This is a genomic window from Tardiphaga sp. vice154, assembly GCF_007018645.1.
In the GTDB taxonomy this organism is placed as follows: Bacteria; Pseudomonadota; Alphaproteobacteria; order Rhizobiales; family Xanthobacteraceae; genus Tardiphaga.
Window position 1 is genome coordinate 1,125,400 of the sequence record NZ_CP041399.1, and the last position, 26,318, is coordinate 1,151,717.

General features: G+C 63.1%; 21 protein-coding genes. 11 read left to right on the forward strand and 10 right to left on the reverse strand.

The genetic code is table 11. The annotated features are described in order from the left end of the window. The first annotated feature begins 10 nt into the window (after nucleotides 1–10). Both FIU28_RS05295 and FIU28_RS05300 read left to right on the forward strand, forming a co-directional pair. Nucleotides 11–802, forward strand: coding sequence for a hypothetical protein (locus tag FIU28_RS05295; protein WP_143571975.1), 792 nt, complete (start codon nucleotides 11–13; stop codon nucleotides 800–802). A 274-nt stretch (nucleotides 803–1,076) separates the two neighbouring features. After that, nucleotides 1,077–2,159 carry an IS5 family transposase gene (locus FIU28_RS05300; protein ID WP_143571976.1) on the forward strand — a complete coding sequence of 361 codons (1,083 nt, stop codon included), beginning with the start codon at nucleotides 1,077–1,079 and terminating at the stop codon, nucleotides 2,157–2,159. Between the two features lie 111 nt (nucleotides 2,160–2,270). Here FIU28_RS05300 and FIU28_RS05305 read toward each other — a convergent pair whose 3' ends face one another. Next, entirely contained in the window at nucleotides 2,271–2,999 is a 729-nt protein-coding gene (locus tag FIU28_RS05305; RefSeq protein ID WP_143571977.1) for a reverse transcriptase domain-containing protein, read from the reverse strand. 419 nt (nucleotides 3,000–3,418) lie between these two features. Between FIU28_RS05305 and FIU28_RS05310 the strand changes: the two genes are divergently transcribed. Next, nucleotides 3,419–4,648 (forward strand): IS3 family transposase, encoded by a 1,230-nt coding sequence (locus FIU28_RS05310; protein WP_246660878.1) that lies wholly within the window; start codon nucleotides 3,419–3,421, stop codon nucleotides 4,646–4,648. Nucleotides 4,649–5,096: 448 nt separating this feature from the next. Here FIU28_RS05310 and FIU28_RS05315 read toward each other — a convergent pair whose 3' ends face one another. Beyond that, the gene (locus FIU28_RS05315) at nucleotides 5,097–5,960 is read right to left on the reverse strand and encodes a DUF3800 domain-containing protein (RefSeq protein WP_143571978.1); all 864 of its coding nucleotides are present in this window, start codon (nucleotides 5,958–5,960) and stop codon (nucleotides 5,097–5,099) included. A 1,407-nt stretch (nucleotides 5,961–7,367) separates the two neighbouring features. Here FIU28_RS05315 and FIU28_RS05320 point away from each other — a divergent pair. The 5 genes from FIU28_RS05320 (at nucleotide 7,368) to FIU28_RS05340 (ending at nucleotide 12,656) form a co-directional block, all read left to right on the forward strand. Beyond that, nucleotides 7,368–7,826 carry a DUF2231 domain-containing protein gene (locus FIU28_RS05320; RefSeq protein ID WP_246660879.1) on the forward strand — a complete coding sequence of 153 codons (459 nt, stop codon included), beginning with the start codon at nucleotides 7,368–7,370 and terminating at the stop codon, nucleotides 7,824–7,826. Continuing rightward, the gene (locus FIU28_RS05325; protein ID WP_143571979.1) at nucleotides 7,816–9,105 is read left to right on the forward strand and encodes a PQQ-dependent sugar dehydrogenase; all 1,290 of its coding nucleotides are present in this window, start codon (nucleotides 7,816–7,818) and stop codon (nucleotides 9,103–9,105) included. The genes FIU28_RS05320 and FIU28_RS05325 overlap by 11 nt, the downstream gene beginning before the upstream one ends. A 475-nt stretch (nucleotides 9,106–9,580) precedes the next feature. Then, nucleotides 9,581–9,838 (forward strand): hypothetical protein, encoded by a 258-nt coding sequence (locus FIU28_RS05330; RefSeq protein ID WP_143571980.1) that lies wholly within the window; start codon nucleotides 9,581–9,583, stop codon nucleotides 9,836–9,838. 379 nt (nucleotides 9,839–10,217) lie between these two features. Beyond that, nucleotides 10,218–11,282 carry a phosphotransferase gene (locus FIU28_RS05335; protein WP_210245479.1) on the forward strand — a complete coding sequence of 355 codons (1,065 nt, stop codon included), beginning with the start codon at nucleotides 10,218–10,220 and terminating at the stop codon, nucleotides 11,280–11,282. A 33-nt stretch (nucleotides 11,283–11,315) separates the two neighbouring features. Beyond that, nucleotides 11,316–12,656, forward strand: a complete 1,341-nt coding sequence (locus tag FIU28_RS05340) for an aspartate aminotransferase family protein (protein ID WP_441351272.1) — start codon at nucleotides 11,316–11,318, stop codon at nucleotides 12,654–12,656. Nucleotides 12,657–12,866: 210 nt separating this feature from the next. Here FIU28_RS05340 and FIU28_RS05345 read toward each other — a convergent pair whose 3' ends face one another. Next, nucleotides 12,867–14,384: a CoA-acylating methylmalonate-semialdehyde dehydrogenase gene (locus tag FIU28_RS05345; RefSeq protein ID WP_143571981.1), complete on the reverse strand. Its 1,518-nt coding sequence runs from the start codon at nucleotides 14,382–14,384 to the stop codon at nucleotides 12,867–12,869. 103 nt (nucleotides 14,385–14,487) lie between these two features. On the opposite strand from FIU28_RS05345, the gene FIU28_RS05350 reads away from it, so the two are divergent. Then, entirely contained in the window at nucleotides 14,488–15,420 is a 933-nt protein-coding gene (locus tag FIU28_RS05350) for a LysR family transcriptional regulator (protein WP_143571982.1), read from the forward strand. Between the two features lie 73 nt (nucleotides 15,421–15,493). Here the strand turns inward: FIU28_RS05350 and FIU28_RS05355 are convergent, their stop codons facing one another. The 4 genes from FIU28_RS05355 to FIU28_RS05370 all read right to left on the reverse strand — a co-directional run bounded on the left by FIU28_RS05355 (nucleotide 15,494) and on the right by FIU28_RS05370 (nucleotide 21,782). Next, entirely contained in the window at nucleotides 15,494–16,027 is a 534-nt protein-coding gene (locus FIU28_RS05355; protein WP_143571983.1) for a response regulator transcription factor, read from the reverse strand. After that, nucleotides 16,017–17,324, reverse strand: a complete 1,308-nt coding sequence (locus FIU28_RS05360) for an ATP-binding protein (RefSeq protein ID WP_246660880.1) — start codon at nucleotides 17,322–17,324, stop codon at nucleotides 16,017–16,019. Before FIU28_RS05360 ends, FIU28_RS05355 begins: the two co-directional genes overlap by 11 nt. A gap of 176 nt (nucleotides 17,325–17,500) precedes the next feature. After that, complete coding sequence (locus FIU28_RS05365; protein WP_143571984.1) at nucleotides 17,501–19,225, reverse strand: cation:proton antiporter; 1,725 nt, start codon at nucleotides 19,223–19,225, stop codon at nucleotides 17,501–17,503. A 262-nt stretch (nucleotides 19,226–19,487) separates the two neighbouring features. Next, nucleotides 19,488–21,782 carry a TonB-dependent receptor gene (locus tag FIU28_RS05370; RefSeq protein WP_143571985.1) on the reverse strand — a complete coding sequence of 765 codons (2,295 nt, stop codon included), beginning with the start codon at nucleotides 21,780–21,782 and terminating at the stop codon, nucleotides 19,488–19,490. Between the two features lie 93 nt (nucleotides 21,783–21,875). On the opposite strand from FIU28_RS05370, the gene nikR reads away from it, so the two are divergent. After that, nucleotides 21,876–22,331 carry a nickel-responsive transcriptional regulator NikR gene (nikR, locus tag FIU28_RS05375; RefSeq protein ID WP_143571986.1) on the forward strand — a complete coding sequence of 152 codons (456 nt, stop codon included), beginning with the start codon at nucleotides 21,876–21,878 and terminating at the stop codon, nucleotides 22,329–22,331. Nucleotides 22,332–22,516: 185 nt separating this feature from the next. Here nikR and FIU28_RS05380 read toward each other — a convergent pair whose 3' ends face one another. Next, entirely contained in the window at nucleotides 22,517–23,338 is an 822-nt protein-coding gene (locus FIU28_RS05380; RefSeq protein ID WP_143571987.1) for an aldo/keto reductase, read from the reverse strand. Nucleotides 23,339–23,436: 98 nt separating this feature from the next. Between FIU28_RS05380 and FIU28_RS27175 the strand changes: the two genes are divergently transcribed. After that, complete coding sequence (locus FIU28_RS27175; RefSeq protein WP_256365981.1) at nucleotides 23,437–23,562, forward strand: hypothetical protein; 126 nt, start codon at nucleotides 23,437–23,439, stop codon at nucleotides 23,560–23,562. Nucleotides 23,563–23,748: 186 nt separating this feature from the next. On the opposite strand, the gene FIU28_RS05385 is transcribed toward FIU28_RS27175, so the two are convergent. Both FIU28_RS05385 and FIU28_RS05390 read right to left on the reverse strand, forming a co-directional pair. Continuing rightward, entirely contained in the window at nucleotides 23,749–24,696 is a 948-nt protein-coding gene (locus FIU28_RS05385; RefSeq protein ID WP_143571988.1) for a 2-hydroxyacid dehydrogenase, read from the reverse strand. Nucleotides 24,697–24,700: 4 nt separating this feature from the next. After that, entirely contained in the window at nucleotides 24,701–26,317 is a 1,617-nt protein-coding gene (locus FIU28_RS05390) for an ABC transporter ATP-binding protein (RefSeq protein ID WP_143571989.1), read from the reverse strand. Between the last annotated feature and the right edge of the window lies 1 nt (nucleotide 26,318).

The window sequence follows — 26,318 nt, forward strand, 5'->3', positions numbered from 1 at the left end:
GAAGTTTTTAATGTCTCTAGTTGATACAACCGAAGTCCAGTGTCTCGAAGTGATCGCAACCGCGACAGCGTTGCCGAATGTTTTTAACAATTCCGCTGCTACGAGCAATAGCTGCCCAAGTGAGGGATGGCGAAACCAATATAACCGTGAGGTAGCTGTCCTTACGAACAAAATGGCCGAGGTGAGGGAGCGCATTGCCTCGATCCATACGCTGCAAGCAGAGGTGTCACGGATCGCCCGGCAGAGTCATCAAACGCTAAGCGACATTGAGAGAAGCTTGGCAGCTCGTCCACCCGCCAAAGCTCCGGGAACAGTTATTCCTCTCGATATAAATGTTGAGATGGCGCGTGCACTTAGATGGCCTCCGCAATACATGCCTATCGACGGAAAGATCGAAGTGGTCCTCGCTCACTTTATTCCTCAATCTAGAGCAAATGATATTGTATACGATCAGATCGTCCCAACTCACTATTTGAAGGGACTGGGATCACCTTTGACCGGCAAGAACGGTTGCCAACTTTATACGACAAATGGGCGTCGTAATAGCAGAGCGATGAAGCGGCTTCAGAACGGGGCACGCGAAACCTTTGGAGACACCTTCTGGATGCCATCTCCACTCGAAACAGAGAGCTGGCTCTCACTGATCATTGACCAGCCTTCTCACGATATAATGACCGCAGTAGAGATGCTTAACAATCAATCTGTCTATCGCTTCACGATCGACAACCTATTCGACGGACGGCAGCTATTGTCCTTCGCGAAGGAAAAAGACCAGCTTTTGGCAAAAATGGCTCTTAGTTGATTGGTATCTATTTGGGGAAACGCGCGGTCGACCATCGCTTTTCAAAAAGTTGCTATTCATCGTGAGAAAATCCGATGTGCAGTCGTTTAAATGCGCAAATTACAAACCCATGGAGAACGGTTCTGTGGAGTTGAGTGTGCTGTCAAATTCGGAAGCTTTCGTGCTCCTTTTTAAGACCGAGAGAAATCATTCTCGTCTAGCAGTTTGCTGAAAAATCCCTCGCGGCGGCGTTCATTTCCTGATTCAATTTGATCGAGAATCGGTGGAGGTCGGCGTGCGCGGGACATTCGAGGATCAAGGCGGGCTGTTTTCATATATCTCGCCGGATGCGCGGGTGCCCCAGAACCATCCGCTGAGGAAAGTCCGGGCGCTAGTCCGTGATGTGCTGGGCGAGATGAGCCGCAGCTTTTCCAGCCTCTATGCGAAGGAAGGTCGTCCGTCGATCCCGCCTGAGCAATTGCTCAGCGCGCTGCTGCTGCAGGTGTTCTATGGCATCCGCTCGGAACGCCAACTGATGGAGCAACTGGACTACAATCTATTGTATCGCTGGTTCGTGGGGCTGTCGCCGGACGACCGGGTCTGGAACCCGACCACCTTCACGAAGAACCGCGAGCGACTGCAGAACGGCGACGTGTTCACGAAGTTCATGACCAGGCTTCTGAACCTCGCCGAGGTCAAGGCGCTGTTGTCGGACGAGCATTTCTCGGTGGACGGCACGCTGATCGAAGCCTGGGCTTCCCACAAGAGCTTCCGCCCCAAGGACGGCAGTGACGGCGACGACGGCACCAACTTCCATGGCCAGACCCGCAAGAACGACACCCATGCCTCCACCAGCGATCCCGACAGCCGGCTCTACCGCAAGGCCACCGGCCGCGAGGCCAGGCTCTGCTACATGGGCCATGCCACCATGGAGAACCGCAATGGTCTGGCGGTCGCCGGGATGGTGACGCATGCCAGCGGCACCGCCGAGCGTCGCGCCGCGGAGAAGATGCTCAAGGCCAAGGCCAAACAGGCCGGCCGGCGCATCACCGCCGGCGCGGACAAGGCCTATGACACCGCCGATCATGTCGCCAATCTGCGCGCCATCGAGGTGACGCCGCATGTGACGCAGAACAATACAATCGGCAAGACCGGCCGCAGCCGTCGCAGCGCGATCGACGAGCGAACCACCCGCCACGAGGGCTATGGTATGTCGCAGACACGGCGCGCGATGATCGAATGCATCTTCGGATGGGGCAAGCAACACGGCACGATGCGCAAGACCAAACATCGCGGCATCGGCGCTGTCGCCGCCGACTTCCTGCTCAACCTGATCGCCTACAACCTGATCCGCATTCCAAAACTGCTCGCCGCATAGCCTCCCCGCCGTCCAGGCGACGACGCGCGACGCCCGATCAGCTCACTACACCAGCATCGCGCCTGTCCGCTGGCAAGAAAATAGTCGGATTTTGGGTTTTTCAGCGGACTGCTAACGGTTTTGACTGGCGACTCTATCGCAGTAGGCATCAAACGACGCAATGGAGGCTGGCAACCTTGGTTGGGCAAAAAATTCGGCTTTTCGACCCGGGGTCACCTCTGCAGCTCCCTCTTCCAGAGAGCAATTAAAGGCGGTGGCGATCGGGGAGGGCAGGACGAGCTTGCCGTCGTTTATAGGAAGTGCTGCCCTCTCGCATGCTAGACAGAGATCGTCAAAAACTTCGTTCAGCAGGACCAGATCAGGCGCCGATCCGATAAAGTCGTCGAAGTACATGGAAATGAACGCGCCTCGCGTTCTCGCGAGTTCGATCGAGTCTGTCACGGGCGAAAGAAGCACAACCAGGCTGGCCAGCATCGGAGATTGAACAAATCCGATAGGCAGGACGTATCCGCCACTTCCATATGGATCGGCCACACACGACCACTTCGCTCGGTCACGAGGATCTGAAATGCTGAAATGGCGAAGGGCCGCGGCAACTCGATTTCGGCGGATCGCGTAAAAGAAACTTTGGATGTCGATCCGAAAGAAAAACTTGTTGTCGATGTGGCGGTGTAGCGCCGCAACGTGCCCGCCCGACGTATAATGATAGTGGTAGTCTGGCAAAGTGACCCGCATCCGACACTCGTCTAGCAGGCGGTTGCCAAATTCTCTGCACTCGTCCGTCGGCGAAAAGACGTAACGTCCCTTGGTTTTGTATCGCAGTAAGTAGTTTGTGTACATTTTGGGAGCCAGATGACGGTCGAGATCACGTTCTCATAGATCCACTTTGCAACTTTCCAAAAGAAAGCAGCGAGGGCTACAAGATCGCGAACTCGACGCGCCCCCCTCCGTGCCAATGACCATGAGACATCTGAGTCCGAAGAGTTTAGCCTCGGGGCGTAGGACAGAGATCACATGGTTATGCCGAATAGAGATGTGAAGTTGGGTGCGGCCGCGGGGGCTGGTGCGGCGGAAGGCCGGAGGCCGGCCGCCGTGCCAGCCCCCGCGGCGACGACGCCTGAACTGTCTGATCGCCCGCGGCGTCGAACCTTCACCCTGCAGGACAAGCTGCGAGTTCTGGCGGAGATCGACCGCGCCCCCGCGGGCGGCACCGGCGCGATCCTGCGCCGAGAGGGCCTGTACTCGTCGACCCTGAGCGAATGGCGCCGACTGAGGGACGCTGGCATGCTCGGCGGACAGCATCCGGTCAAACGTGGACCCAAGCCCGCGATACGCAACCCGATGGCACAGGAACTGGCGCAGACCCAGCGAGAGAATGCGCGGCTGTTACGCAAGCTCGAGCACGCCGAAGCCATCATCGCGATCCAAAAAAAAGTGGCGGCCTTGCTGGCGACAGCAGACAGCGACGACGCATGATGGTCGACGCAATTGTCGCCCTGGCGGTAACGCCTCGTCTCACCGCCGGCGCGTGCTGGGCTCTGAACGTGTCGCGTGCCAGCGTCTATCGTCGGCGCGCGCATTTGGCGAGGCCGCCGACGTTACGTCAGCCGAGACCAAAGCCGCCACGCGCGTTGGCCGCCATCGAACGCCAGAACGTGCTGGATTTGCTGCGCGCCCCACGCTTTGCCGATCAGGCTCCCGCCGAGATCTACGCCGGCCTGCTCGACGAAGGCATTTACCACTGCTCGATCCGGACCATGTACCGCATCCTAGTTCAAAGCCAGGAAGTCCGCGAACGTCGTAACCAGCTGCGGCATCCGATCTACAAAAAGCCCGAGCTGTTGGCGCAAGCGCCCAACGAGGTCTGGTCCTGGGACATCACCAAGCTGATGGGACCAGCCAAGTGGTCCTACTTCTATCTCTACGTCATCATCGACATTTTCAGCCGGCGTATTGTCGGCTGGTGTGTCGCCGATCGGGAAAGCGCCACGCTATTCGCGGCGTTGTTCAAGGACGCCATCACCAAACATTCGGTACCCATCGGTCAACTCACCTTGCATGCCGACCGTGGTGGCCCGATGCGAGCCAAGACTACCGCGCTGCTGCTCGCAGATCTCGGCGTCACCAAGTCTCACAGTCGGCCGCACACCTCCAACGATAATCCGTTCTCGGAGAGCCACTTCAAAACCATGAAATACCAGCCGCAGTTTCCGCAACGTTTCGGCTGCATCCAGGACGCCAAGGCGTTCTGCCGCGGCTTCTTCGACTGGTACAATCAGGTCCATCACCATGCCGGAATAGGCCTGATGACGCCCGACCAAGTGCACTTCGGTCAGGCCGACCAGGTCCATGCTGCCCGCCAAATCACGCTCAACGGTGCCTTCAGCAGAAACCCCGAACGTTTCGTCAGAAAGCAGCCTGAACCGCCTGCAAAGCCGATCGCGACCTGGATCAATCCGCCCGCGGACCGACATCCAATTCAAGCCTAAATACAAAACTGGACTGTCTCATAATCGTTGACACGCTCCGCCCGGCGGATAAATTTATCCATAGACGCCTCCATTAGCTAACCCGCCGGCTATTCCACGACTTCATCTTAGAAGCCGTCATCCGAAGGAGTGCCTTAAGGCCCAAAGAGCCCGCAGCGTCCTAAAAGCGTGCTGGGGCGTCCGGAAACGTCATGCAGCTCATGTCGTGGCGTCAGTGCCGAAAGGTCTCGGCGAACATGCAACCCGGCTACGCCAAAGGCAACAGCATTGCAGTAGGAAAAATAAAAAAGGTTGCAGCAGATTCGGATTGACCTAGAATCTCTATCGGCGGGCTACGCCGGAACACCCTCTTGGGTCGCTGCTCTGGTGGCGGCCTCTTACCGATGCGGCTACCCGATGGATGGTAGTCTATATGCTCGGTGGGGATCGGAGGCCGGGGGCCCGCCGCTTATGGCCAAAACTTGTATCCGTAGAATTCAAATATCTCCTTTTGTTGATCCGTCAGCTTCGCTTTAGAGGGTGGAGTTGGCTGCAGGGCTAAGCCGTAATTCATATACAATCCGTCATCCCTTGCCATGATGGGCTTAAGGAGTTTCGCGAAGCTGTTATCCAATTTGGTAGGCGGTAGGGTATCGACGGCTTGGTAAAATGCGCTCGCGATAACGTCAGCTAGCTGAGCCCCAGCGCTCGATTTGTGTGATGCCGCCTCCGCAAGTCGCCAGTCGAGCACTTCCCAATAGATTCGCCGCTTCGTAAGCAACATTGTCCCAGCCTTTGACTGCGACTTTAGTAGCTCTTGGTAGGCGGTCGTCTGGCCGTAAGAATGGCCGCCACGTTCGCTGTAAACGATCTTGAGGAGCCTGCCAGGTGCATTCTCCGCCTTGGCATGCTCAAAGCAGAAATGAGTGACGCGCTCCAATAAAAGCCGAAGACAGAAATTATAAAACCACTGTTGAGATTTGAGGCGCTCGGCTCTCAGATTGCGATATTGCCGCATATTCTTCTTATTAGAAGCGAGGACAAAGGCTCTTATTGGAAGCCGCGCGGTCGCAGAACATATGGATGTCCTGCGGAAACCGGGCAAGTTGCGATAGTGCAGATCAGATGGATTACGTACCCCGGCTTCTTCGAGCATCGAGCGCACCCAACCTACGGCTTTCGAACTCTGGGATGCTCTTATAACTACGGCGCCTAAACAGAGCCATTCTGTGCCGCCGACTTCATCGATTGGACGTACTGACCGCAGGCCAGGGTCTCCGGCCTCATCGATGTAAGCCGCATAATAGTGGTCTGGTACGTTCTCATCTCTCATGGCCGCAATTCTCGCGAGCTTCAGCGCAATAAATCAATCGTCCAGCAGCGAATAGAACAAGATGCCCACAGTTTCTCCGGACTTTGATAGCGGGAACGGGCCTCAGGCTGCGACGCGAAGATCGCAGTCCACAGGCGCTGGCATGGCGCAAGCTTTACGGTACCCCGTCGCTAGAGCGCGCCGGCTGCGCTGGGTCTGGCAGAATTCGTTAAACAGGTCGCTGGTAAATGTTGATGATCAGAGAGAGGCCACCAGCATTGTTCCAGACCATCTACATCAGCACAGCTAATTTCGATGCTCGGCATCTCAGCAGTCTGACGCGGCGTACCAGTTACGTACCAGAAACGCCTCATAAAGGCGTGCACAGACTGAGAACATCTGCAGAAGGCTGTACTGATTTTGCAAGGGAAAAGGCAAAACGCTCTAATGAGCGGAAAGAGGCCGCCCAGCGGTCGGCTTCTATTGGATGGTTTCGATCTTCATGACAACGCCGTCTGATAGTAGGATATTGCCTTCCGGGGAGCCCCACCCAGCGACTTTTCCCCGAGCGGTAATGGTCTCGGCTACGTGGTCGGGCTTTCCCCAGCAGGAGGCCAAGACCTGCGCAGCGGTCATTCCAATGGCCGGTTTTGCTAATTGAGAGCACCGCTCTCGTGTCTGTTTCGCGCGCGTAATCCCAAGCTGGTCCTCAATGTCTTTCTTGTAGCCCGCTGCTGTTCCTTGGGTCAGAGGTGGCGGCTCTCGCGCACATCCCGACACTGTTGCAAAGATCGCTGCAGCCCCGATCCAACACCGCATTATCCATTCTCCGTCTCATAAGAGCCTAGAGCAGACGCCCGCATGAACTCAAACGAGCCAATTGTATCGTGGCCGCATGTTCACAATGAACACTCGGAGAACGCTGCAACGATATCGCAATGAAATGGTCGATTCCGGCGTGAACAAAACGTGGCGCACTGGAGCACCACGTTAGCAATATCAATAGTTTGGAAGAAGTGAACCGCGTTCGGGACGCAGGGGTCGCAGGTTCAAATCCTGCCACTCCGACCAATTGCCCAATTCGGTGCAATTGCCGGATCTGCCGCGGAATTTCCCGGCACCGCCCCCTCCGCTCACGCACTGCGCGCTAACCACAGCCACACACGCCGTGATCGAAACCGCCCCATAGCGTCCAGAATTTTTCCAAAATCTTGCCCGGCAGGATCATCGATCACGCCACGACGCCTTGGCGACCTATCCCGCCTTTCGCCAAATTCACCGCTGCCCTTATGCGATCGCCTGATCTCCGGACGCTGAAATCGCGTCATCGTGACCGCCATTCAAATGAACCAGCGGTGAACCATCCGCGATGCGGGGCGTTTATGGCGCACCGCGAGCTATCACGCCGCGGATATTCGGAGATCGTCTTTGTCCCTGTCAACGCCTGCTTCGTCCCACCGTGTCGGGGATGTTTATCACCGATCGATACATCCGCTCCACGCGTTTCTGCTCGCGGGCATGACGTGCTTTCTCATCATCGGGCTGGCGAGCGACTGGGCTTACTTCTCGACGCTTGAAATCCAGTGGAAGAATTTTGCGGGCTGGCTGATCATGGGCGGTCTGGTGCTGGGCGGCTTTGCGACCCTGTGGGCCTTGATCGACATGTTCCGCGGCGGTGCCGACCGCCGTCCGCGCGTCATCTATTTCATGTTGATGCTGACGGTCTGGATCCTCTCTTTCGTCAACCAGTTGCTTCACGCCAAGGATGCCTGGGCCAGCATGCCGGAGGCGTTACTCGTCTCGGCCATCGTCGCCGTGCTGGCTGTGATCGCGACCGTGCTCGGTTTTTCCACCATGCGAACGACAGGCGTCGACTATGAAGTTTGATAAATCGATTTCGCTTCTCGCTTTCCTGGCTCTGCTCAGCGCCGGTCATCAGGTCAGCGCCCAGCAATACGGGGCTGACCCGAAGCTTCCCGAGCCCCATCGAGGCCTGTTGCCGACCATGAAGATTGCGTCTCCCGCGATCTGGGGTGACGCGCGTCCGAAGGTCCCGGAAGGCTATTCGGTTACGGCGATCGCCACCGACCTGAAAATTCCCCGTCAGACCCTCGTGCTGCCGAACGGCGACATTCTGGTCGCCGAAGGGCGCGGCGGCTCGGCTCCGAAGCTGACGCCGAAGGACTTTATTGCCGGTGTCATCAAGGCGCAGGGCAACACCCAGGTGGCCGGCGGCAATCGCCTGACCTTGCTGCGCGACAAGGATGGCGACGGTGTCTATGAGCTTCGCACCGTGTTCGCCGAGAACCTGAACGCGCCCTACGGCCTGGCCATGATCGGCAACCAGATCTATGTCGCCAACCAGAACGCGCTGGTCCGGTTCGACTATGCCGACGGACAGACCAAGGCGAGCGGACCGCCGGTCAAGGTCACCGATCTGCCGTCAGCTATCAATCACCACTGGACCAAGTCGCTGACGGCCAGTGCCGATGGCCGTTTTCTCTATGTCGGGATCGGCTCGAACAGCAACATCACCGAACGCGGCATGATCGCGGAAGTCGATCGCGCCGTGGTCTGGGAAATCGATGCCGCGACCGGCGCCCATCGGCCCTACGCCACCGGGCTGCGCAACCCGACCGCGCTGACGATCCAGCCGGGCAGCGGCCAGTTGTGGGCCGTGGCCAATGAACGCGACGAGATCGGCCCAGAGCTGGTGCCGGACTATCTGACCACGCTGAAGGACGGCGGGTTCTACGGCTGGCCCTACAGCTATTGGGGCCAGAACGTCGATACACGGGTGATGCCGCAAAATCCGGAACGGGTCGCGGCGGCCATTCGTCCCGACTACGCTTTGGGTTCGCATGTCGCAGCCCTCGGCGTGACGTTCTCGTCGCCGGCCATGGGCGCCAAATTTGCCGATGGCGTGTTCGTTGGCCAGCACGGCAGCTGGAACAGGGAAACCCCGTCCGGCTACAAGGTCTCCTTCGTGCCGTTCAGCAATGGTCGTCCGTCCGGTCCGCCGGTCGATTTCGTCACCGGCTTCATGGGCGAGGATGGCAAGACGCGCGGCCGGCCGGTCGGCGTCACGGTCGATGGGCGCGGCGGGCTCCTGGTCGCCGACGATCTGTCGAATACGATCTGGCGCGTGACGGCGCCGCGTCCGTAAAGCTGCAAGGCAGGCTGGCCATCGCAACATGCGGTGGCCAGCCTCGTTTCCCCGGTGGCATCGGGCCGCCGCTCGCGGGAACCTAAGTGATAGTGCCCCACTAAAGGGGCGTACCTCCGTGCAGTCCTCATTCCCGCTTCTGACGCGCGCGGATCTGCACGGTCCTGCTACCATTGCGATCCCCACCCATAATGAGGTTGCCGAAATCGAGCGCTGTTTCGCAGCGCCGGAGATGCAACGCGACGAGGCCGGCGCCCCGGTGCCCCATCCGGTAACGGTCGTTGTCGAACAACTCCCGCCCGGCCAGCGCAGTGCCGGCGGCTCGCGCAAGCGGCCATCCCGCGGCGTCGTTTCGCGGAACGAAATTTGGTTATCGCGGTTTTTCAATGAACATCGTGAGGGCTGGATTGGAAGGGGGCGCGGGCCGGGGCCGGTCCCGGACATAGCGTCATCCAGGCCAGAATGGAGAAGAGAAATGCGCAAGCTAATCACCAGTCCATGGTCGGATGACGAGACGAGCCGCCTGAAGAAGCTCGTCATGGAGGGGGCATCTCCCGCAAGATGCTCGGCGGCTTTGAACAAGCCGATCAGCTCGATTACGATCCGGGCCCGCAAGCTTGGTCTGCCGTTGATCGGCAAGCGGGCGGCAAGAGCCAATTACCGGGCAAAGCTGGCGGATGCCGAGCGTGCATTGCCGCGCGGGGCGCAACGCAACGATGGCTCCTACGTTTGAACCTACAGGCTGACAAACAGCACGGCTGTGATCAGCAGCACTGCGATTCCCAGTATGATAATGATCAAGAATATCTTTCCCATGCCGTTTGAACGAAGTTCACGGCGATAGGTTGCTGTGCAAACCGGCAGCCTGGCAGATCGTTTCGGTGTCGCATTTCCAGACGACATAGTCTTGGCGTCCAAGGTTCGGTAGGGGTGCTGGCGGTCTGAATCGTCCTGCTTGATTTGCCGCTGCTGCTCATTCCAGGATTGCGAGCGGCACTCCGACGCTGCATGCCGGATGATCGCGGCGCTATGTTCCCAAGGCAATCGATGGCAGATATACCGCTTCGCGAAACGCGCCCGCCGGGCGTACGCAGCCGAGCGAAGGTAGATTCGTGGCCAACGATCCATTGCCCGCGTCCAGCATCCTGCAGGGGGGCCTTGCCGCGCCCTATGTCGCGATGGCGGAGGCGGAAGCCGTCGATCTGGTGCGTCGTCACTTCGGGATCGAGGGCCGGGCGACGCGGTTCGCCACCGAGAAGGACGATACGTTTCGCATCACCGCCGCCGACGGGCAGCGTTTCGTTCTCAAAGTGGCCAATCCGGCCGAGGGCGTGGCGGAGATCGACCTGCAACTGCGCATTCTCGACCATCTCGCCGCGACGGCGCCCACGCTTCCCGTGCCGCGCGTCGTCGCCAATCTGAACGGCGAGGCGCTGTTTGCCTGTCACGACCAGGCCGGGCAGAACCGGCCGGTCCGCATGATGACCTATATGGATGGCCAGCCGCTCAGCGAGGTGCCGTCGACGCCGGCGGGCCGGCAGCAGATCGGCCGGCTGCTGGCGCGGCTGCGGCTGGCGCTGGCGGACTTCAGCCATCCCGCGGATTCCCGCGTGCTGGCGTGGGACATCCAGCATTTACTCGGCCTGCAAAGCCTGCTCGCAGGGGTCGAAGACCCCGCGCAGCGCCGTCAGCTCGAGGCCGCGCTGGCGCGTTTTGCCAGCATCGAAACCCGCCTGGCCGGCACCCGCCGGCAGGTGCTGCACAATGATTTCAGCCAGTCCAATATCGTCGTCGATGCCGCGCTGCCGGGCTTCGTCAGCGGCGTGATCGATTTTGGCGACGCGGTGCGGACCTCGGTCGCGATCGACGTCTCCACCGCGTTGCTCGGGCAGCGGCCCGGGCAGAGCGACGGCGAGTTCTTCGGCCATGGCCGCGACCTGCTGGAGGGCTATCTCGGCGTCGCCGACCTCACCGCGGAAGAGCTGCATCTGCTTCCCCATCTGGTGATGGGGCGGGTGGTGGCGCGGGCGTTGTTGTCGATCGCGCTGGCCAATGCGGTACCGGCCAACGCGGCCTATGTAACGCGCTTCACCGCGCATTGCTGGCCGCAGCTCGACTGGTTTTTGAGCCGCTCCTCGGATGAAGTATCCAGCCAGTTTGCCAACCATGCCGCCTGACAGGCCGGCTTCGAAGCGACAGAGGAATTTCGCATGAACGCCATCACGGCCCCGCGCGGCAAGATGAACAACGCCTTCGATCCCGCCAGCGCGGCGGGCTTGAGCGAGCGCAGCCGTCAGCTGGTCGAGCGCCGCGCCGCGGTGCTCGGTCCCGCCTACCGGCTGTTCTACAAGGACCCCGTCGAGGTCGCGCGCGCGAAGGGCGTGCTGCTGTATGATTCCGAAGGCCATGAATATCTCGACGCCTACAACAACGTCGTCTCGGTCGGGCACTGCCATCCGCGCGTCGTCGCCGCCATCAGCGAGCAGCTCGGCACGCTGTGCACGCACACGCGCTACATCCAGGAAGGCATTCTGAACTATGCCGAGGACCTGCTCGGCACCCATGCCGACAACCTCAAGCATGTGATGTTCACCTGCACCGGATCGGAAGCCAATGACCTCGCGTTGCGCATCGCGAGGCATTACACCGGCAAGCAGGGCATCATCGTCACCGATGAGGCCTATCACGGCAATTCCGACCTCACCGCTAGCTTCTCGCCGTCGCTCGGCGCGCAGTCGCCCTTGGGGGCGTGGGTGCGCCGCGTGCCGGCGCCGGATTCCTACCGCGTGCCGCCGGACCAGATCGGCCCGATGATGGCGGCGCACGTCGCAAAGGAGATCGAGGATCTGGAGCGCCGCGGCGAGGGCCTCGCCGCCTTCATCGCCGATTCGATGTTCTCTTCCGACGGCATCTTTTCGCATCCGACCGATGTGCTGGGCCCGGTGCGCGACGTCGTGCACAAGGCCGGCGGCTTGTTCATCGCCGACGAAGTGCAGTCCGGCTTCGGTCGCAGTGGCGAGAAATTGTGGGGCTACCAGCGCCACAATATCGCGCCGGATATCGTCACGATGGGCAAGCCGATGGGCAATGGCTATCCGGTGGCCGCGGTCGCGCTGTCGCCTTCGGTCGTGCAGAATTTCGGCCGCGACAACCGCTACTTCAACACCTTCGGCGGCAATTCGGTGGCGATGGCCGCGGCACAGGCCGTGCTCAATGTCATTCGGGACGAGAAGCTGCTGGAGAATTCGCTGCGCGTCGGAAAACTGCTGCGCGATGGCTTTACGGACCTGGCGAAGCGCTTTGAGCAGATCGGCGATATCCGGGGATCCGGCCTCTATGTTGGCGTCGAGATGGTGCAGGACCGCACCACCAAGGAGCCGGATGCCGCGGCAGCTGCGGCGGTGGTGAACGGCCTGCGCGCCCGCCGTGTGCTGATCTCGGCAACGGGTGCTGCCGCCAACACGCTGAAAATCCGTCCGCCGCTGGTGTTCTCGGAAGCCCATGCGGACCGGCTGCTGAGCGAAACCGAAAAGGTGTTCGCGACGCTGTAGCCAGATCGCAGGGTAAGCGAAGGCGCCCTCGCGCCGTGCTCTCAATCACCTCTCCCCGTTGGGGAGAGGTCGGATTGCGAAGCAATCCGGGTGAGGGGGCGCAGGCTGATCGACGGCGCCAATGCCCCTCACCCGCCCGGCTTCGCCGGTCGACCTCTCCCCAACGGGGAGTGGTGAAGACCGGCGCTTCGCTTCGCGGGCGAGTAAGGTTTACTTCGACACCGGCATCGCGAACTCGGCGCCGTGGTCTGTGCTTTCCGGCCAGCGCTGCATGATCGACTTCTGCTTGGTGTAGAATCGCACGCCTTCCTCGCCGTAAGCATGCATGTCGCCGAACAGGCTGCGCTTCCAGCCGCCGAAGCCGTGCCAGGCCATCGGCACCGGGATCGGCACGTTGATGCCGACCATGCCGACCTGGACGCGGCGCGAGAACTCGCGGGCGACATTGCCGTCGCGGGTGTAGCACGACACGCCGTTGCCGAATTCGTGGTCGTTGATGATCTGCAGCGCCTCGGCAAAATCCTTGACGCGGACGCAGGCCAGCACCGGTCCGAAGATCTCTTCCTTGTAGATCCTCATTTCCGTCGTGACGTTGTCGAACAATGTGCCGCCGGTGAAGAAGCCTTCCTCATGGCCTTTGACCTTGATGCCGCGGCCGTCGCAGACCAGCGTGGCGCCTTCCTCGACGCCGAGGCCGATATAGCCTTCAATGCGCTCCAGCGCCTGCTTGGTCACGACCGGGCCCATTTCGGCCGCGGCTTCCATGCCGTTGAGGATCTGCAGCTTCTTGACGCGCTCGGCCAGCATCGGGACGATCTTGTCGGCGACGTCGCCGACCAGTACCGCGACCGAGATCGCCATGCAGCGCTCGCCGGCCGAGCCATAGCCGGCGCCGATCAGCGCGTCGACCGCCTGGTCGAGGTTGGCGTCGGGCATGACGACCATGTGGTTCTTCGCGCCGCCCAAGGCCTGCACGCGCTTGCCATATTGCGAGCCCTGCTGGTGCACGTAATGCGCGATCGGGGTCGAGCCGACGAACGAGACGGCGGAGACGCCGTCATGCTGCAGCAGCGCATCGACGACGACCTTGTCGCCCTGCACGACGTTGAACACGCCCTTCGGCAGCCCGGCCTTCATCAGGAGATCGGCCATGAACAGAGCCGGCGAGGGATCGCGCTCGCTGGGCTTCAGAATGAAGCAGTTGCCGGCGGCGATCGCGACGGGGAACATCCAGCACGGCACCATGACCGGGAAGTTGAACGGCGTGATGCCGGCGACGACGCCGAGCGGCTGGCGCATCGTCCAGTTGTCGATCCCGGTGGAGACCTGGTCGGTGTAGTCGCCCTTCAGGAGCTGCGGGATGCCGCAGGCGAATTCGATGATGTCGATGCCGCGCGCGACTTCGCCCTGCGCATCCGAAAACACCTTGCCATGCTCGGCGGTGATCATCGCCGCCAGTTCGTCGGTGTGCTGGTTCATCAGCGCCAGGAACTTGTTCATGATGCGGGCGCGGCGGATCGGCGGCATGTCGGCCCAGGCCGGGAACGCGCGGCGCGCGCTTTTTACTGCGTCATCGACTTCCTGCACGGTCGACAGCACCAGCTGGCGCGCGACGGCGCCGGTCGCCGGGTTGTAGACCGCCTGCTTGCGGTTGGACGCGAGGTGGACGGGCGCGCCGTCGATGAAATTGCCGACGTCGTGGGAGGCAGTGAAGGCGGGCGTGGTCATGCGGGATCCCCGGTTGAAGCGATGCGCCTGTTTAGCGGCGCGGGGCCTGTCGCCACAGCTCAAAGGATTGGACGGACTGTTCATAATATTGAACAATGCAGCCATGAAAACGAAGAAGGTGGAATCGCTGTGGTCGCATCTGCACTGGCTCGGCGTGCTGGCCGAAGCCGGCAGCTTCACGGCGGCGGCGGGCCGGCTCGGCGTCAGCAAGGCAGCGATGAGCCACCGCATCGGCGAGTTGGAACAGGCCACCGGCGTGCCGCTGGTCCGCCGCACCACGCGCAGCGTGCGGCTGACCGAGGCCGGCCAGCATTTGGTCGATTCGACGCGGGGAAACTTCGCCGAGATCGAGCGCAGCTTTGCCTCGGCGAAGGATCTCGCCGCCGCGCCGCGCGGGCTACTGCGCGTGACGGTGCCGGTGGCGCTGGGCCGGCAGCAGATCGTGCCGGTGCTCCCGGACTTCCTGCGATTGCACCCGGGCATCCGCATCGAGCTGGAACTGTCGGATCATCTCAGCTCGCTGGCCAAGGAGGGCTTCGATCTCGCGGTGCGCCACGTGCAGAGCGTGCCGGATACGCATGTGGCGTGGAAATTATGCGATACCCGCTCGCTGCTGGTGGCGACCCGTGGCTATCTGCGCCGACGCGGCGCGCCGCTGCGGCCCGCGGATCTCGCCACCCATGATTGCCTGCACTATCTGCGCGGCAGCGCGACACCGACCTGGACCGTCGCGCCGCGCGCCGGCGCCGGCGAACGCGTCACCGTCAAGATCGCCGGCAGCTTCGCGGCCAATAACAGCGAGGCGCTGCGCGAAGCAGCATTGGCGGGACTCGGCATTGCGCTGTTGCCGGACTTCTCCGCGCAGGCCGACATCGCGCGCGGCCGGCTGCAGGTCGTGCTGCCGGACTGGCGGGTCACCGGCGCCTTCGGCGAGCACCTGTTCGCGATCCGGCCCTACGCGACCCACGTGCCGCGCACGGTCCACGCGCTTGTCGCGTTCCTGCGGGAAAAGTTGCAGGACGGATTTTCGAAGTAGTCGAGAACGCTGCCACGTACGTCTTGTCGCCCCCGCGTTCGCGGGACGACAGGAGAGAGCAGCGCCTCGCGCCTCAGTTCAACGGCCGCTTGGCGAGTTTGCGCGCCAGCGTGCGGCGGTGCATGCCGAGGCGCCGCGCGGTCTCCGAGACGTTGAATTCGGTTTCCACCAGCGTCTCGTGGATGCGCTCCCATTCCAGGCTCTTGATCGACGTCGGCCGGCTGGTGAGCGGGATGGTACTGTCGCCGGTCGCCTTCTTGAAGGCGGCCTCGATGTCGTCGGTATTCGAAGGCTTGGCGAGGTAGTGACAGGCGCCGAGCTTGATGGCCTCGACGGCGGTGGCGATGCTGGCAAAGCCGGTCAGCACCACGATCGGCATCTCGGCGTCGGCGGCGTGCAGCAGCTTGACGCATTCCAGCCCCGAGCCGCCGTTCAGCTTGAGATCGACCACGGCATAATCCGGCGGCGATGCTGCCAGCAGCGCGGCGACACCGTCGAGCCCTTCGCACAGCGTGACGGAATAGCCGCGTCGCTCGAACGAGCGCTTCAGCGCGCGCGCAAACGAGGCGTCGTCTTCGACGATCACCAGCGTGCGGTCATTCTCCATCGGCCACCTCGACGGATAGAGCGGCGATCGGCAGGCTGAGTTCCACGACCGCGCCGCCGGCGGGCCGGTTGGCGGCCCGCGCCTGTCCGCCGAGCTTGCGCAGCACGTTGACGACCAGGAATAGGCCGAGCCCGCTGCCCGGCCGCTGCTTGGTCGAGCGGTACGGCTTGCCGAATTCCGCCAGCATTTCCGTCTTGAAGCCGGGGCCGGCGTCGCGCACCGCGATCAGCAGCAGGTCGTCCCGGGTGTCGACGTCGATCGAGACCAGTCCGGGCGAGGCTTCCAGCGCATTGTCCAGCACGTTGAACAGCACCTGCTGCAACAGGAGGTCGGAGGCGATCGCGAAATCCGGCTCGATGCGATTGTTGTAGTCCAGCCGGGCCGGATTGCGGCTGTCTTCCCAGTCCTCGACCACGCCGTCGATGAAGTCGACGATGCTGGTGCGCTCCGAGTTCTCGCCGCGCGCCTCGCCGGAGGATTGCAGGATGCCGGACACGATCGTCTTGCAGCGATTGAGCTGGCCCTGCATCTCGGAGAGCTCGGTGGCGATCTCGCCATCGGCCCGGAAGATCGGCATCCGCTCCCAGTCGTTCAGGATCACCGACAGCGTCGCCAGCGGCGTGCCGAGCTCGTGTGCGGCCCCGGAAGCGAGCAGGCCCATGCGCACGATGTGTTCCTCCTCGGCGGTCTGCTGGCGCAGTTCGGCAAAACGCATGTCCTGTTCGCGCTGGTTGCGATTGATGCGGGTGATGAACAGCACCAGCAGGGCCGCGGCCAGCAGGAAGCAGAGGAACATGCCGTAGATGTGCAGGTCGAACAGCCGCGAATGCGCCGCGGCGGGTTCCGACATCGTGAAGCCGATGTCGTGATAGGCGACCGTGAGCCACAGGAAGCAGCCGCTGGTCACCGCGACGATGGTCCAGCTCGACCATGGCTGCAGCAGCACGGCGCCGAGTACCGCCTGCAGCAGGAACAGGGTGACGAAGGGATTGGTGGCGCCGCCGCTGAGATAGAGCAGCATCGTCAGCGTCGCAACGTCGAGCAGCAGGTCGACGAACAGCTCGGCATTGGTGATGACGGCGCCGCTGCCATAACGGTAAAGGGTCACCAGGTTCAGCGTGATCAGGAACGCGATTACCGCGGCCATCTGCCAGATCGGCAGCCGGATTTCGAGCCAGAAACTGGTGATCGCAATTGCGGCGATCTGCCCGGCCACCGCGACCCAGCGCAGCGTCACGAGCAGCAGCAGGTTCTTGCGGTTGGTAATCTCCTGGATCGAATCGGGGATCGAACTCAAGGGGGCTCTCGGTGATCTGGCCGGGTTTGGCGGGGCAGGGCGTGACGGCCCCACGCTCTAGCACGCCGCCGGCCGCATCACGAGGCCGCTGATCTTACCGACTTGCCGCCCGCGCGGTTTTCACCCTTTGGCCGGCGCGGCGCTGCGCGTCGACAGCCGGGAGGCGGGGCGAAAGACTACGGCAGCACTTCGCGGCGTTCGGCGAGCTGGCCGTCGAGTTCGGCGCGCTTTTCAGCAAGCAGGCCCTGGTCGGCGGCGTCGATCGCCTCGTAGAGCGTATGGGCGTCGCTGAGGCGGGTGACCGTGACGTAATCGGCGCCCGCGGCGTAGATATCGGCGACATCGGCCAGGAAGTCGGCGGTGGCGATGATCCTGGCGGTCGGGTTGATGGCGCGGACGTGACGCACCAGCTTCTCATTGCTGGCGCCCTTCAACAGCGCGTCGGGCACGCTGAGGATGATGATCTCGGCTGCGCCCACGCCGGCATGGACCAGCGTATCGACATTGCTGATGTCGCCGTAGATCACGTGCTGGCCGCGCTCGGCCAGGGTACGGAACACGTTGGGGTTGAAGTCGATCACGCTGATCTGCTCGAGCAGCGAGCTGTTCTGGCGCTCGATCTCGCTGAGCAGCGCCGAGGCGGCGCGGTAGAAGCCGAGGACGACGATGCGGCGGGCGTGGCCGTGGCCGGCATGCGCGGCGTCGTCCTGCTGGCCGTGGTCGAGATCGCGCAGGCCGAGCCGCTTCAAGGGGCCGATCAGCGCGCGGATGATCGCGTCCGAACGGCCCATCGCGAAGGTCGAGATCACGGCGAGCAGCACGAAGGCAAAGGAGGTGGCGCTGGAGGTCTGGGTGGTGATGTGGCCGGCGGCGATACCGGTCTGCAGCACCACCAGCGAGAACTCGCTGATCTGCGCGAGATTGAGTGCCGGCAGCAGGCTGGCGCGCAGCCCCTGCCGCATCAGGTATAGCGGCACGAAGGTGGTCAGCACGCGGCTGACCACGGTGAAGCCTGCGATCAGAAGCGCCAGGCCGATCACCGAGCCGTTCGGCACCGGGATGGTCATGCCGACGGCGACGAAGAACAGCGTGATGAAGAAGTCGCGCAGCGTCGTGACCTTGGCGGTGACGTCGAGCGCGTAGGGGAAGGTCGACAGCGAGACGCCGGCCACCAGGGATCCCATCTCGCGCGACAGATGCAGCCGCTCGGCGATCTCGCCGATCAGGAAGCACCACGCCAGCGCGCCGAGCAGCACCAGTTCGGGGCGTCGTGCGATCTGGTGGAACAGATGCGGCAGGATGTAGCGGCTGAGGATCAGCGCGGTCGCGACCAGCGCGCCGACGCGGGCGATCGACAGCAGGATGACGCCGATCTGCAGGTCGGCCAGGCTCGGCTGCACCGCGAGGAACAGGATCGCAAAGATGTCCTGCAGCACCAATATGCCGAGCGTGATGCGGCCGGGCAACGTGTCGAGCTCGCGCTTCTCGTACAGCACCTTGACGATCACGACGGTGGAAGACAGCGCGCAGGCGATGGCGAGATACAGCGCGTCGAACTTGCCATTGGCCAGCGGCAGGCCGAGCGCCATGAAGAACAGCCCGCCGAGCAGGCAGCCGACGATCAACTGCCCGCCTGCGGCGATCAGGATGACGCGGCCGGCGCGAATGATCTTCTTGAGGTCGATCTCCAGCCCGATCATGAACAACATGAAGATCAGGCCGAGTTCGGAGATGGTCTTAATGGATTCCTCGGACTGGACCCAGCCGATGCCGAACGGCCCGATGATGAAGCCGGCGACCAGATAGGCCAGGATCAGCGGCTGCTTGAAGAAATGCGCGGCAAGCCCGATGCCCCACGCAAACAGGATACACAGCGTGATGTCGCGGATCAGATCGTGCATGCGCCTGCCAGTTTTCGGTGTCGCGACAGTGTAAAGGCGACGGAACCGGGGGCAAAGCGGTAAATCAGAGCGGTCTTGGGTGCGAAGGCGCTCCATCTTCCTTCTCCCCTTGTGGGAGAAGGTGGCCGCGCGAAGCGCGGTCGGATGAGGGGGCCGTGGCTTCGGAGTTGGTGGCACCCCCTCACCCGTCTCGACCGCTTCGCGGTCGATCCACCCTCTCCCACCTAGCGAAGCTTCGCTTCGCGCGGGGGAGAGGGAAGAATCAGAACGTCCCCGCCACCGTCACCCGCAGCGCCAGCGGTTCGACCGGGTGCAGCACGCGGTCCAACACGCCGGTCTGGCAGACGGCGGCGGGCGCGGTCGGCGTGCCGGAGAAGCACATGCCATAGAGCGTATCGGACTTCAGAAGCGAGCCGTAGGCGTAGGTGATCTGGTCGGTCTGGCTGCCGAGCAGGTTGAAGCCGTCGAGCTGAATGCGCCAGCCATTGGCAAAGCGATAGCCGAGTTGCCCGTTCAACAGGCCGGCGGCGGGCGAGACGAAGGCGCCGTCCTCGGTCAGCGGACGCGGCCCGAAATAACGATAGCGCAGCGCGCCGAACCAGCCGGTGGCCTCGCCCAGCCGGATACCGGCCGAAGCCACCATGTTCGGCGCGCCGGGGATCAGGTTGCCCGGCGCATTGCCGACCTGCGACGCCGGATAGCCTGCGAGTTCGTCATAGGCCGCGGCCTGTTCGGGATTGTCGCTGCGGAACCGCGCGCGGGTGACGGCGATGTCGCCTTCCAGCGACAGCCAGGGCCGCGGGCGCCAGTCATTGGTCCACTCGACGCCGACGCGCCGGCTGGGGCGGCTGGCCACGGTATCGCCGGCGTCGCCGACGAACAGGATCTCGGACGCAGAATCCAGCATGAACAGCGCGACCGAGCTGGTGAGGCCCGGCAGAAACTGGCTGCGCAGCCCGACTTCGGCGCCTTTGGTCTTTACCAGGAACGGCGAGCGCGACACCGCCGAGCCATCGACCGGCGATTCCGAGATGGTGACGCCGCGGGCATCGTTGCTGTGAAAGCCCTCGCCGGCATTGAGGAACAGTTCGGTGTGCGCGAACGGGCCGAAGACGACGCCGACCTTCGGGCTGCCGATGAAGGCCCGGGCCGAGCCGGAATTCGCTGCGTTGAAGAACGAAGCGACCGAGGCGTTGTAGGCATCGCCGCGCCAGCCGGCGGTGGTGCGCAGCCAGTCGGTCCAGAACACCGTATTCTGCACGAACAGGCCGACGCTGCCTTCCTTCACCGCATCGGAGCGGATCGCGGAAGTAAACTGGCGCTTCACGCTGTTGTTCAGGTCGAGCCGGATGTCGTCGTAACGGGTCTGCACGCCGACCTCGGTCTGCATCCGCAGGCCGGCGAACTGGTGGTTGAAATTATGCGACGCGCTGAAGCCTCCGAGCACGCGGTCGTCATGCTGATGGAATTGATCGCCACCGACCGGATTGGAGAGATAGTACGTAAAGTTGTTCCAGAGATTCAGCGAGCTCTTGATGACGTAGAAATTCGCCTTCGACGAGCCGCCGTCATCGCTCTGCGCGAAGGTGCCGGACAGCGAGAAACGGCTGGCATTCCCGCCGTCGGAGGGGTCGAGCGCACCAAAGCGGCCGATCTGGCCCGAGGCGATGGCGCGCGATGGCACCTGGTCGGTGGAATTCCATTGGTTGGCATAGGCCATCGCGGTCAGCGAAAAGCCGTCGGTCGCGGTACCCTGGCTGTAGCGCATCACGCCGTTGAGTTTGCGTAATTCGTCGGGATTGTCCCACGGGCCGTTATGGGTCTGCGCCTCGCCGGCCACCAGCAGCGTGCCTTCGCCGAGTTTTGTCGAGGTGACGCCGAAGCCGCGGCGGTAGCCGAAGCTGCCCGAGGTGATCGAAGCCATCGTGCGCGCCACGCTGGCGAGCAGGCCGATATGCACCGCGCCCGCCGAGGAGAAGTCACCTTCGTCGGCGAAATACGGGCCTTTGCGGATGTTGACGGAGCCGATCAGTTCGGGAATCAGGAAATTGAGATCGGCGTAGCCCTGGCCGTGGCCGTGCGTGCGCATGTTGACGGGCATGCCGTCGATCGAGATCGCCAGATCGGTGCCATGATCCAGATTCACGCCGCGCAAAAAATACTGGTTGGCCTTGCCGTCGCCGGAGTGCTGGGTGACGATCAGGCCGGGTACGACTTCAAGGGCTTCGGCGGGCCGCGAGAACGGCCGCGCATTGATTTCGGCGCCGCTGACGCGCTTCTCGCTGGCTGTGGCTGGCGGAGACGGCGCCGCGAAGGCTGCCCTGGCCGCGGCTGCGACGGCGCCGGCGGTTGCACCGGCCGTCGGCTCCGCCCGCTGCGCGACACGTCGGTCGCTCTGCATGGGGGGCCGCGGCTTGCGGGGCGGCGCGGCATGCCGGTCCGGCGCGATCACCTCGACCGGAGATAGAGTGGTACGGCTCTGGGCGTGGCTCGGCGCGGCAGCGGCGAGCGAGATGACAAGCCCCAGTCCGGCCGATGGCAACGGGACGCGATGCATGATGTGTTCGATGAGCTATGCTGGTCGGCAAGCGCATCATGACACATAGAGTATGATCTATGTCAAATTTCATCATACTTTTCGGGAGAGCCCATGCAACGCATTACGATCACGCTCGACGACGATTTGATGGACGAGTTGGATGCGATGATCGCCGCGCACGGCTATCAGAACCGCTCCGAGGCGATCCGCGATTTCGCCCGTGCCGGGATGCAGCAGGCATCGCAGGACAAGGGCCAGGACAAGGGCGGCGACTGCGTCGCGGCGCTGGTCTACGTCTACGACCATGCGGCGCGCGACCTGTCGAGCCGGCTGGTCGACACCTATCACCACCATCACGACCTCGCGCTGGCGACGCTGCATGTCCATCTCGACGACGACAATTGCATGGAGGTCACCGCGCTGCGCGGCCCTGGCCGGGAGGTGCAGCATTTCGCCGATCACATCATCGCCGAGCGCGGCGTGAAGTATGGTCGGGTGGTGATGATGCCGACGGGGGGAAAGTCAGCGGCGAAGAAGCCAGCCAGGAAGCCGCATACGCACAAATAGCGGTGGTCTCAATTGACGACGGGTCTCTTTCTTCCTTCTCCCCTTGTGGGAGAAGGTGGCACGGCCGAAGGCCGTGACGGATGAGGGGGTACTAGGCTCGGAGCTTGTGGCTACCCCTCACCCGTCTCGAACCGCTTCGCGGTTCGATCCGCCCTCTCCCACAAGGGGAGAGGGAAGAAAGAACTTCAATCCCAATCCGGCGCAAACGCCGCCGGATTCACCAGGCGCTGGTTCTTCGGCAGGGCTGCGATCGCCGCGCGGTCGGCATCGTCCAGCGTGACGTTCAGCGCGTCTAGATTGGCCTGCTGGCTCTCGGCGCGCGAGGCTTTTGGAATCGCCGCGACATTGTCCTGGTCGAGCAGCCATTTCAGCGCGACCTGCGCGGCACTGGCGCCGTGTTTGGCGCCGATCTTCTGCAGCACCTCGTTGTCGGTGATCTTGCCCTGCGCCAGCGGGCAATAGGCGACCAGCGGAATACCCTTGCTGCGCAGATAGGCCAGCACCTTGGTCTGCTCCAGCAGCACATGATATTCGACCTGGTTGCAGGCGATCGGCGCGCCGATCTCCTCGACGGCCTGCCGGAGCAACGACACGGTGAAATTGGCGACGCCGATCGCGCGGGTGCGACCTTCGTCCTTCAGCTTCATCAGCGTCTCCATCACGGCGCCGAGCTGCATGGTCTTCGAGGGCCAGTGCACCAGATAGAGATCGACATGGTCGAGCTTCAGCTTGGCCAGGCTGGCATCGAACGCCTTGCGGATCGCGTCGGGGGCGAGGTTCTCGTGCCAGACTTTCGTCGTGACGTGCAGGTCGGCGCGCTTGATGCCGGACGCCTGGATAGCGTCACCGACCTCGGCCTCGTTGCCATACATCTCGGCGGTGTCGATGTGGCGATAGCCGAGGCCGATTGCGCCCTCGACCGCGGCGCGGCAGCCGTCGCCCTGCAGGCGGAAGGTGCCGAGGCCGAGGCGGGGCAGGGCGATGCCCTTTGTGTACAGCGGTTCCATGATTTCTCCTGATGGCGCAAAAGCGCGAGACGGCGGGGCGAGGGCTTGATACGCTGGCCCCAACATAAACAACATTCAATTCGGCGGGAGGTTTAAGCATGGAGAAAGCGTTGCGCGGCTGGCTGGACAGCCACGGACTGCTCACCATCATTGGCGCGGTGATGGGGATTATCGTGACACTCGCCGTCGTGCTGGTGCTGGGCGGCTTCTGGCTGGCGAAGTAAAAGATATCGCCAGGCGCTCTCTTCTTCACCTCTCCCCGTTGGGGAGAGGTCGATCGGCAGAGCGAAGCGAGGCCGGTCGGGTGAGGGGCGCGGACTATCGATAGGCCGGTGCCCCCTCACCCCAGCCCTCTCCCCAATGGGGGAGAGGGAGCGCATGGCCGGCGCGTCGATGCGGCAATGATTGTTCTAATATCCCCTGACCCTGTCCACCGCATCTTTCGGCCGCACGCCGGCCTTGACGGCTTGCGCGGTGGCCCAGATGGTTTCGCCGACCGCGGGCAGGGTGACGTCGCAGGCGTCGTGCGGGGTCAGCATGATGCCGGGGTGCGACCAGAATGGATGGTCGCGGCGTAGCGGCTCGCCGACGAAGACGTCGAGCGACGCCCCCGATAATTGCCCGCTGTCGAGCGCGGCCAATAGATCGGCTTCGACCAGATGTTCGCCGCGGCCGACCTGGATCAGGTAGCCGCCGCGCTTCATGCGGCCGAAATTGTCGGCATTGAGGATGTTGGCGGTTTCCGCGGTCAGCGGCAGCAGATTGATCAGCACTTCGGTTTCGGCCAGCATCAAAGCCAGGCCCCCGGTGCCGTGGAAGCCGATAATGCCGGAAGGTGTAGGCTTCGGGCTGCGGCTCCATACCTTGACCGGAAAGCCGAGCGCGGCGAGATCCGCCGCGACGCGGGCGCCGATCGCGCCATAGCCGAGCAGGCCGACGCTGACCTCGCTGGTGATGCGCTGGCCGAGCCGCTGCCAGACGCGGTCGCGCTGCTGTGCCAGATAGGTGGCGAAGCGACGCTGATGCCAGATCACGTGCCACACCACGAAGGTCGACATCATCTCGGCCTGCGCCGGCTCGACGACACGGACCACCTCGATGCCGTCGCGCAGGCTGGGGTTCATCACGATGCTGTCGGCGCCGGCGGCGATCGAACACACCGCCTTCAGATTGGGATAATGCGCGAACGCATCGTCGTGCGGATACCAGGCGACGGCGAGCGTGACGTCGTCCTCGTGGCCGGAACGGTGATCGACGAAATGGACGCGGCCCTTGAGCCTTTCGATTTCAGACGCGAGGTGGCGGCGCAGGTCGAGATTCTTGGCGAGCAGAACGCAGTGCGAGACGTCAGACGACATGGGATCAGGCGGCTTTCGAAGGCGCGCTTTGGCCGGGCACCGCCGCCAGCAGCTCGCGCGTATAGGGATGTTCCGGCGACGCGAACAGCTCCGCCGTCGGTTTCAATTCGACGATCACGCCGCGCTGCATCACCGCGATGCGGTCGCAGATCTGCGCCGCAACGCGCAAATCATGGGTGATGAACAGCATCGACAGGCCGAGCCGCGCCTTCAGATCCTCGAGCAGCGCCAGCACCTGGGCCTGCACGGAAACGTCGAGCGCGGAGACGGCCTCGTCCGCGACGATGATTTCCGGATCGAGCGCCAGCGCGCGCGCGATGCCGATGCGCTGGCGCTGGCCGCCGGAGAATTCGTGCGGGTAACGATCCATCGCGCCGGCGTCGAGCCCGACCATGCCGAGCAGGTCGCGGGCGCGCTGCATCGCCACCTTGCGATCGGCGCCATGCGCGATCGGGCCGTCGCTGATGATGTTGCCGACGCGGCGCCGCGGATTGAGCGAGGCGAACGGATCTTGGAAAATCATCTGGATGCGGTGGCGTTCGTCGCGCAGCGCGCGGCCCTTGAGCAGCATGAGATCGGACTCGCCGAGCCGCACGGTGCCGCGGTCGGGCTTGATGAGCTGCATCACCAGCCTTGCCACCGACGACTTGCCGGAGCCGGATTCGCCGACCAGGCCGAGCGTCTCGCCCTGGAAGATGTCGAACGAGACCTCGTTGGCGGCGCGCACCGAACGCGCGGGCTTGAACCAGCCGCCGGACGTCACATAGGTCTTGTCGAGGCCGACGACTTCCAGCGCCTTGGCGCGGTGTGTCAGCGGCGCGCGCACCGGCGGATGTACCGACGGCACGGCCGCCAGCAGCGCCTTGGTGTAGTCGTGCTGCGGACGCGTCAGCACTTCGGCGGCGGTGCCCTCTTCGACAACCTTGCCATAGCGCAGCACCACGACGCGGTCGGCGATATCGGCGACGACGCCGAAATCATGCGTGATGAACATCACCGCCATGTTTCGACGTCGCTGCAGGTCGCGGATCAGCTTGAGAATCTGCGCCTGGGTGGTGACGTCGAGCGCGGTGGTCGGCTCGTCGGCGACCAGCACCGCGGGCTCCAGCGCCAGCGCCATCGCGATCATCGCGCGTTGCCGCTGCCCGCCGGACAATTGGTGCGGATAGGCGCGGACGATGCGCTCCGGATCCGGCAGGCCGACCTCGCGCGCCAGCCCCAGCGCCTTGGCGCGGCGCTCCTTCGGCGTCAGCAGATCGTGCGCCTCGAACATCTCCATCATCTGGTCGCCGATCCGCATCAACGGATTGAGCGCCGTCATCGGCTCCTGGAACACCATCGCGATGTGGCGGCCGCGCACGTCGCGCCAGCCGTCTTCGTCCATCTTCAGAAGGTCCCGGCCCTCGAACAGGATCTCGCCGGTCTCGGTCGACACCGTGTCGGGCAACAGGCCCAGCAGCGCATGCGCGCACATTGACTTGCCGGAGCCGGATTCGCCGACCACGCAGACGATCTCGCCCGGGATCAGGTCGATCGAGATGCTGTCGACGGCGTAGGGCCGCTCGGCGCCCTTGGGCAGCCCGATGCGCAAATTCTTGATGGAGACAGCGGGTGCGGTCATG

Excerpts from the sequence above, each read along its gene's own strand:
- FIU28_RS05295 (WP_143571975.1), top strand. The coding sequence starts at position 11 with ATGTCTCTAGTTGATACAACCGAAGTCCAGTGTCTCGAAGTGATCGCA.
- FIU28_RS05305 (WP_143571977.1), bottom strand. The coding sequence starts at position 2,999 with ATGTACACAAACTACTTACTGCGATACAAAACCAAGGGACGTTACGTC.
- FIU28_RS05310 (WP_246660878.1), top strand. The coding sequence starts at position 3,419 with ATGGCGCCGACTGAGGGACGCTGGCATGCTCGGCGGACAGCATCCGGT.
- FIU28_RS05315 (WP_143571978.1), bottom strand. The coding sequence starts at position 5,960 with ATGAGAGATGAGAACGTACCAGACCACTATTATGCGGCTTACATCGAT.
- FIU28_RS05325 (WP_143571979.1), top strand. The coding sequence starts at position 7,816 with ATGAAGTTTGATAAATCGATTTCGCTTCTCGCTTTCCTGGCTCTGCTC.
- FIU28_RS05330 (WP_143571980.1), top strand. The coding sequence starts at position 9,581 with ATGCGCAAGCTAATCACCAGTCCATGGTCGGATGACGAGACGAGCCGC.
- FIU28_RS05340 (WP_441351272.1), top strand. The coding sequence starts at position 11,316 with ATGAACGCCATCACGGCCCCGCGCGGCAAGATGAACAACGCCTTCGAT.
- FIU28_RS05345 (WP_143571981.1), bottom strand. The coding sequence starts at position 14,384 with ATGACCACGCCCGCCTTCACTGCCTCCCACGACGTCGGCAATTTCATC.
- FIU28_RS05350 (WP_143571982.1), top strand. The coding sequence starts at position 14,488 with ATGAAAACGAAGAAGGTGGAATCGCTGTGGTCGCATCTGCACTGGCTC.
- FIU28_RS05355 (WP_143571983.1), bottom strand. The coding sequence starts at position 16,027 with ATGGAGAATGACCGCACGCTGGTGATCGTCGAAGACGACGCCTCGTTT.
- FIU28_RS05365 (WP_143571984.1), bottom strand. The coding sequence starts at position 19,225 with ATGCACGATCTGATCCGCGACATCACGCTGTGTATCCTGTTTGCGTGG.
- FIU28_RS05370 (WP_143571985.1), bottom strand. The coding sequence starts at position 21,782 with ATGCATCGCGTCCCGTTGCCATCGGCCGGACTGGGGCTTGTCATCTCG.
- nikR (WP_143571986.1), top strand. The coding sequence starts at position 21,876 with ATGCAACGCATTACGATCACGCTCGACGACGATTTGATGGACGAGTTG.
- FIU28_RS05380 (WP_143571987.1), bottom strand. The coding sequence starts at position 23,338 with ATGGAACCGCTGTACACAAAGGGCATCGCCCTGCCCCGCCTCGGCCTC.
- FIU28_RS27175 (WP_256365981.1), top strand. The coding sequence starts at position 23,437 with ATGGAGAAAGCGTTGCGCGGCTGGCTGGACAGCCACGGACTGCTCACC.
- FIU28_RS05385 (WP_143571988.1), bottom strand. The coding sequence starts at position 24,696 with ATGTCGTCTGACGTCTCGCACTGCGTTCTGCTCGCCAAGAATCTCGAC.
- FIU28_RS05390 (WP_143571989.1), bottom strand. The coding sequence starts at position 26,317 with ATGACCGCACCCGCTGTCTCCATCAAGAATTTGCGCATCGGGCTGCCC.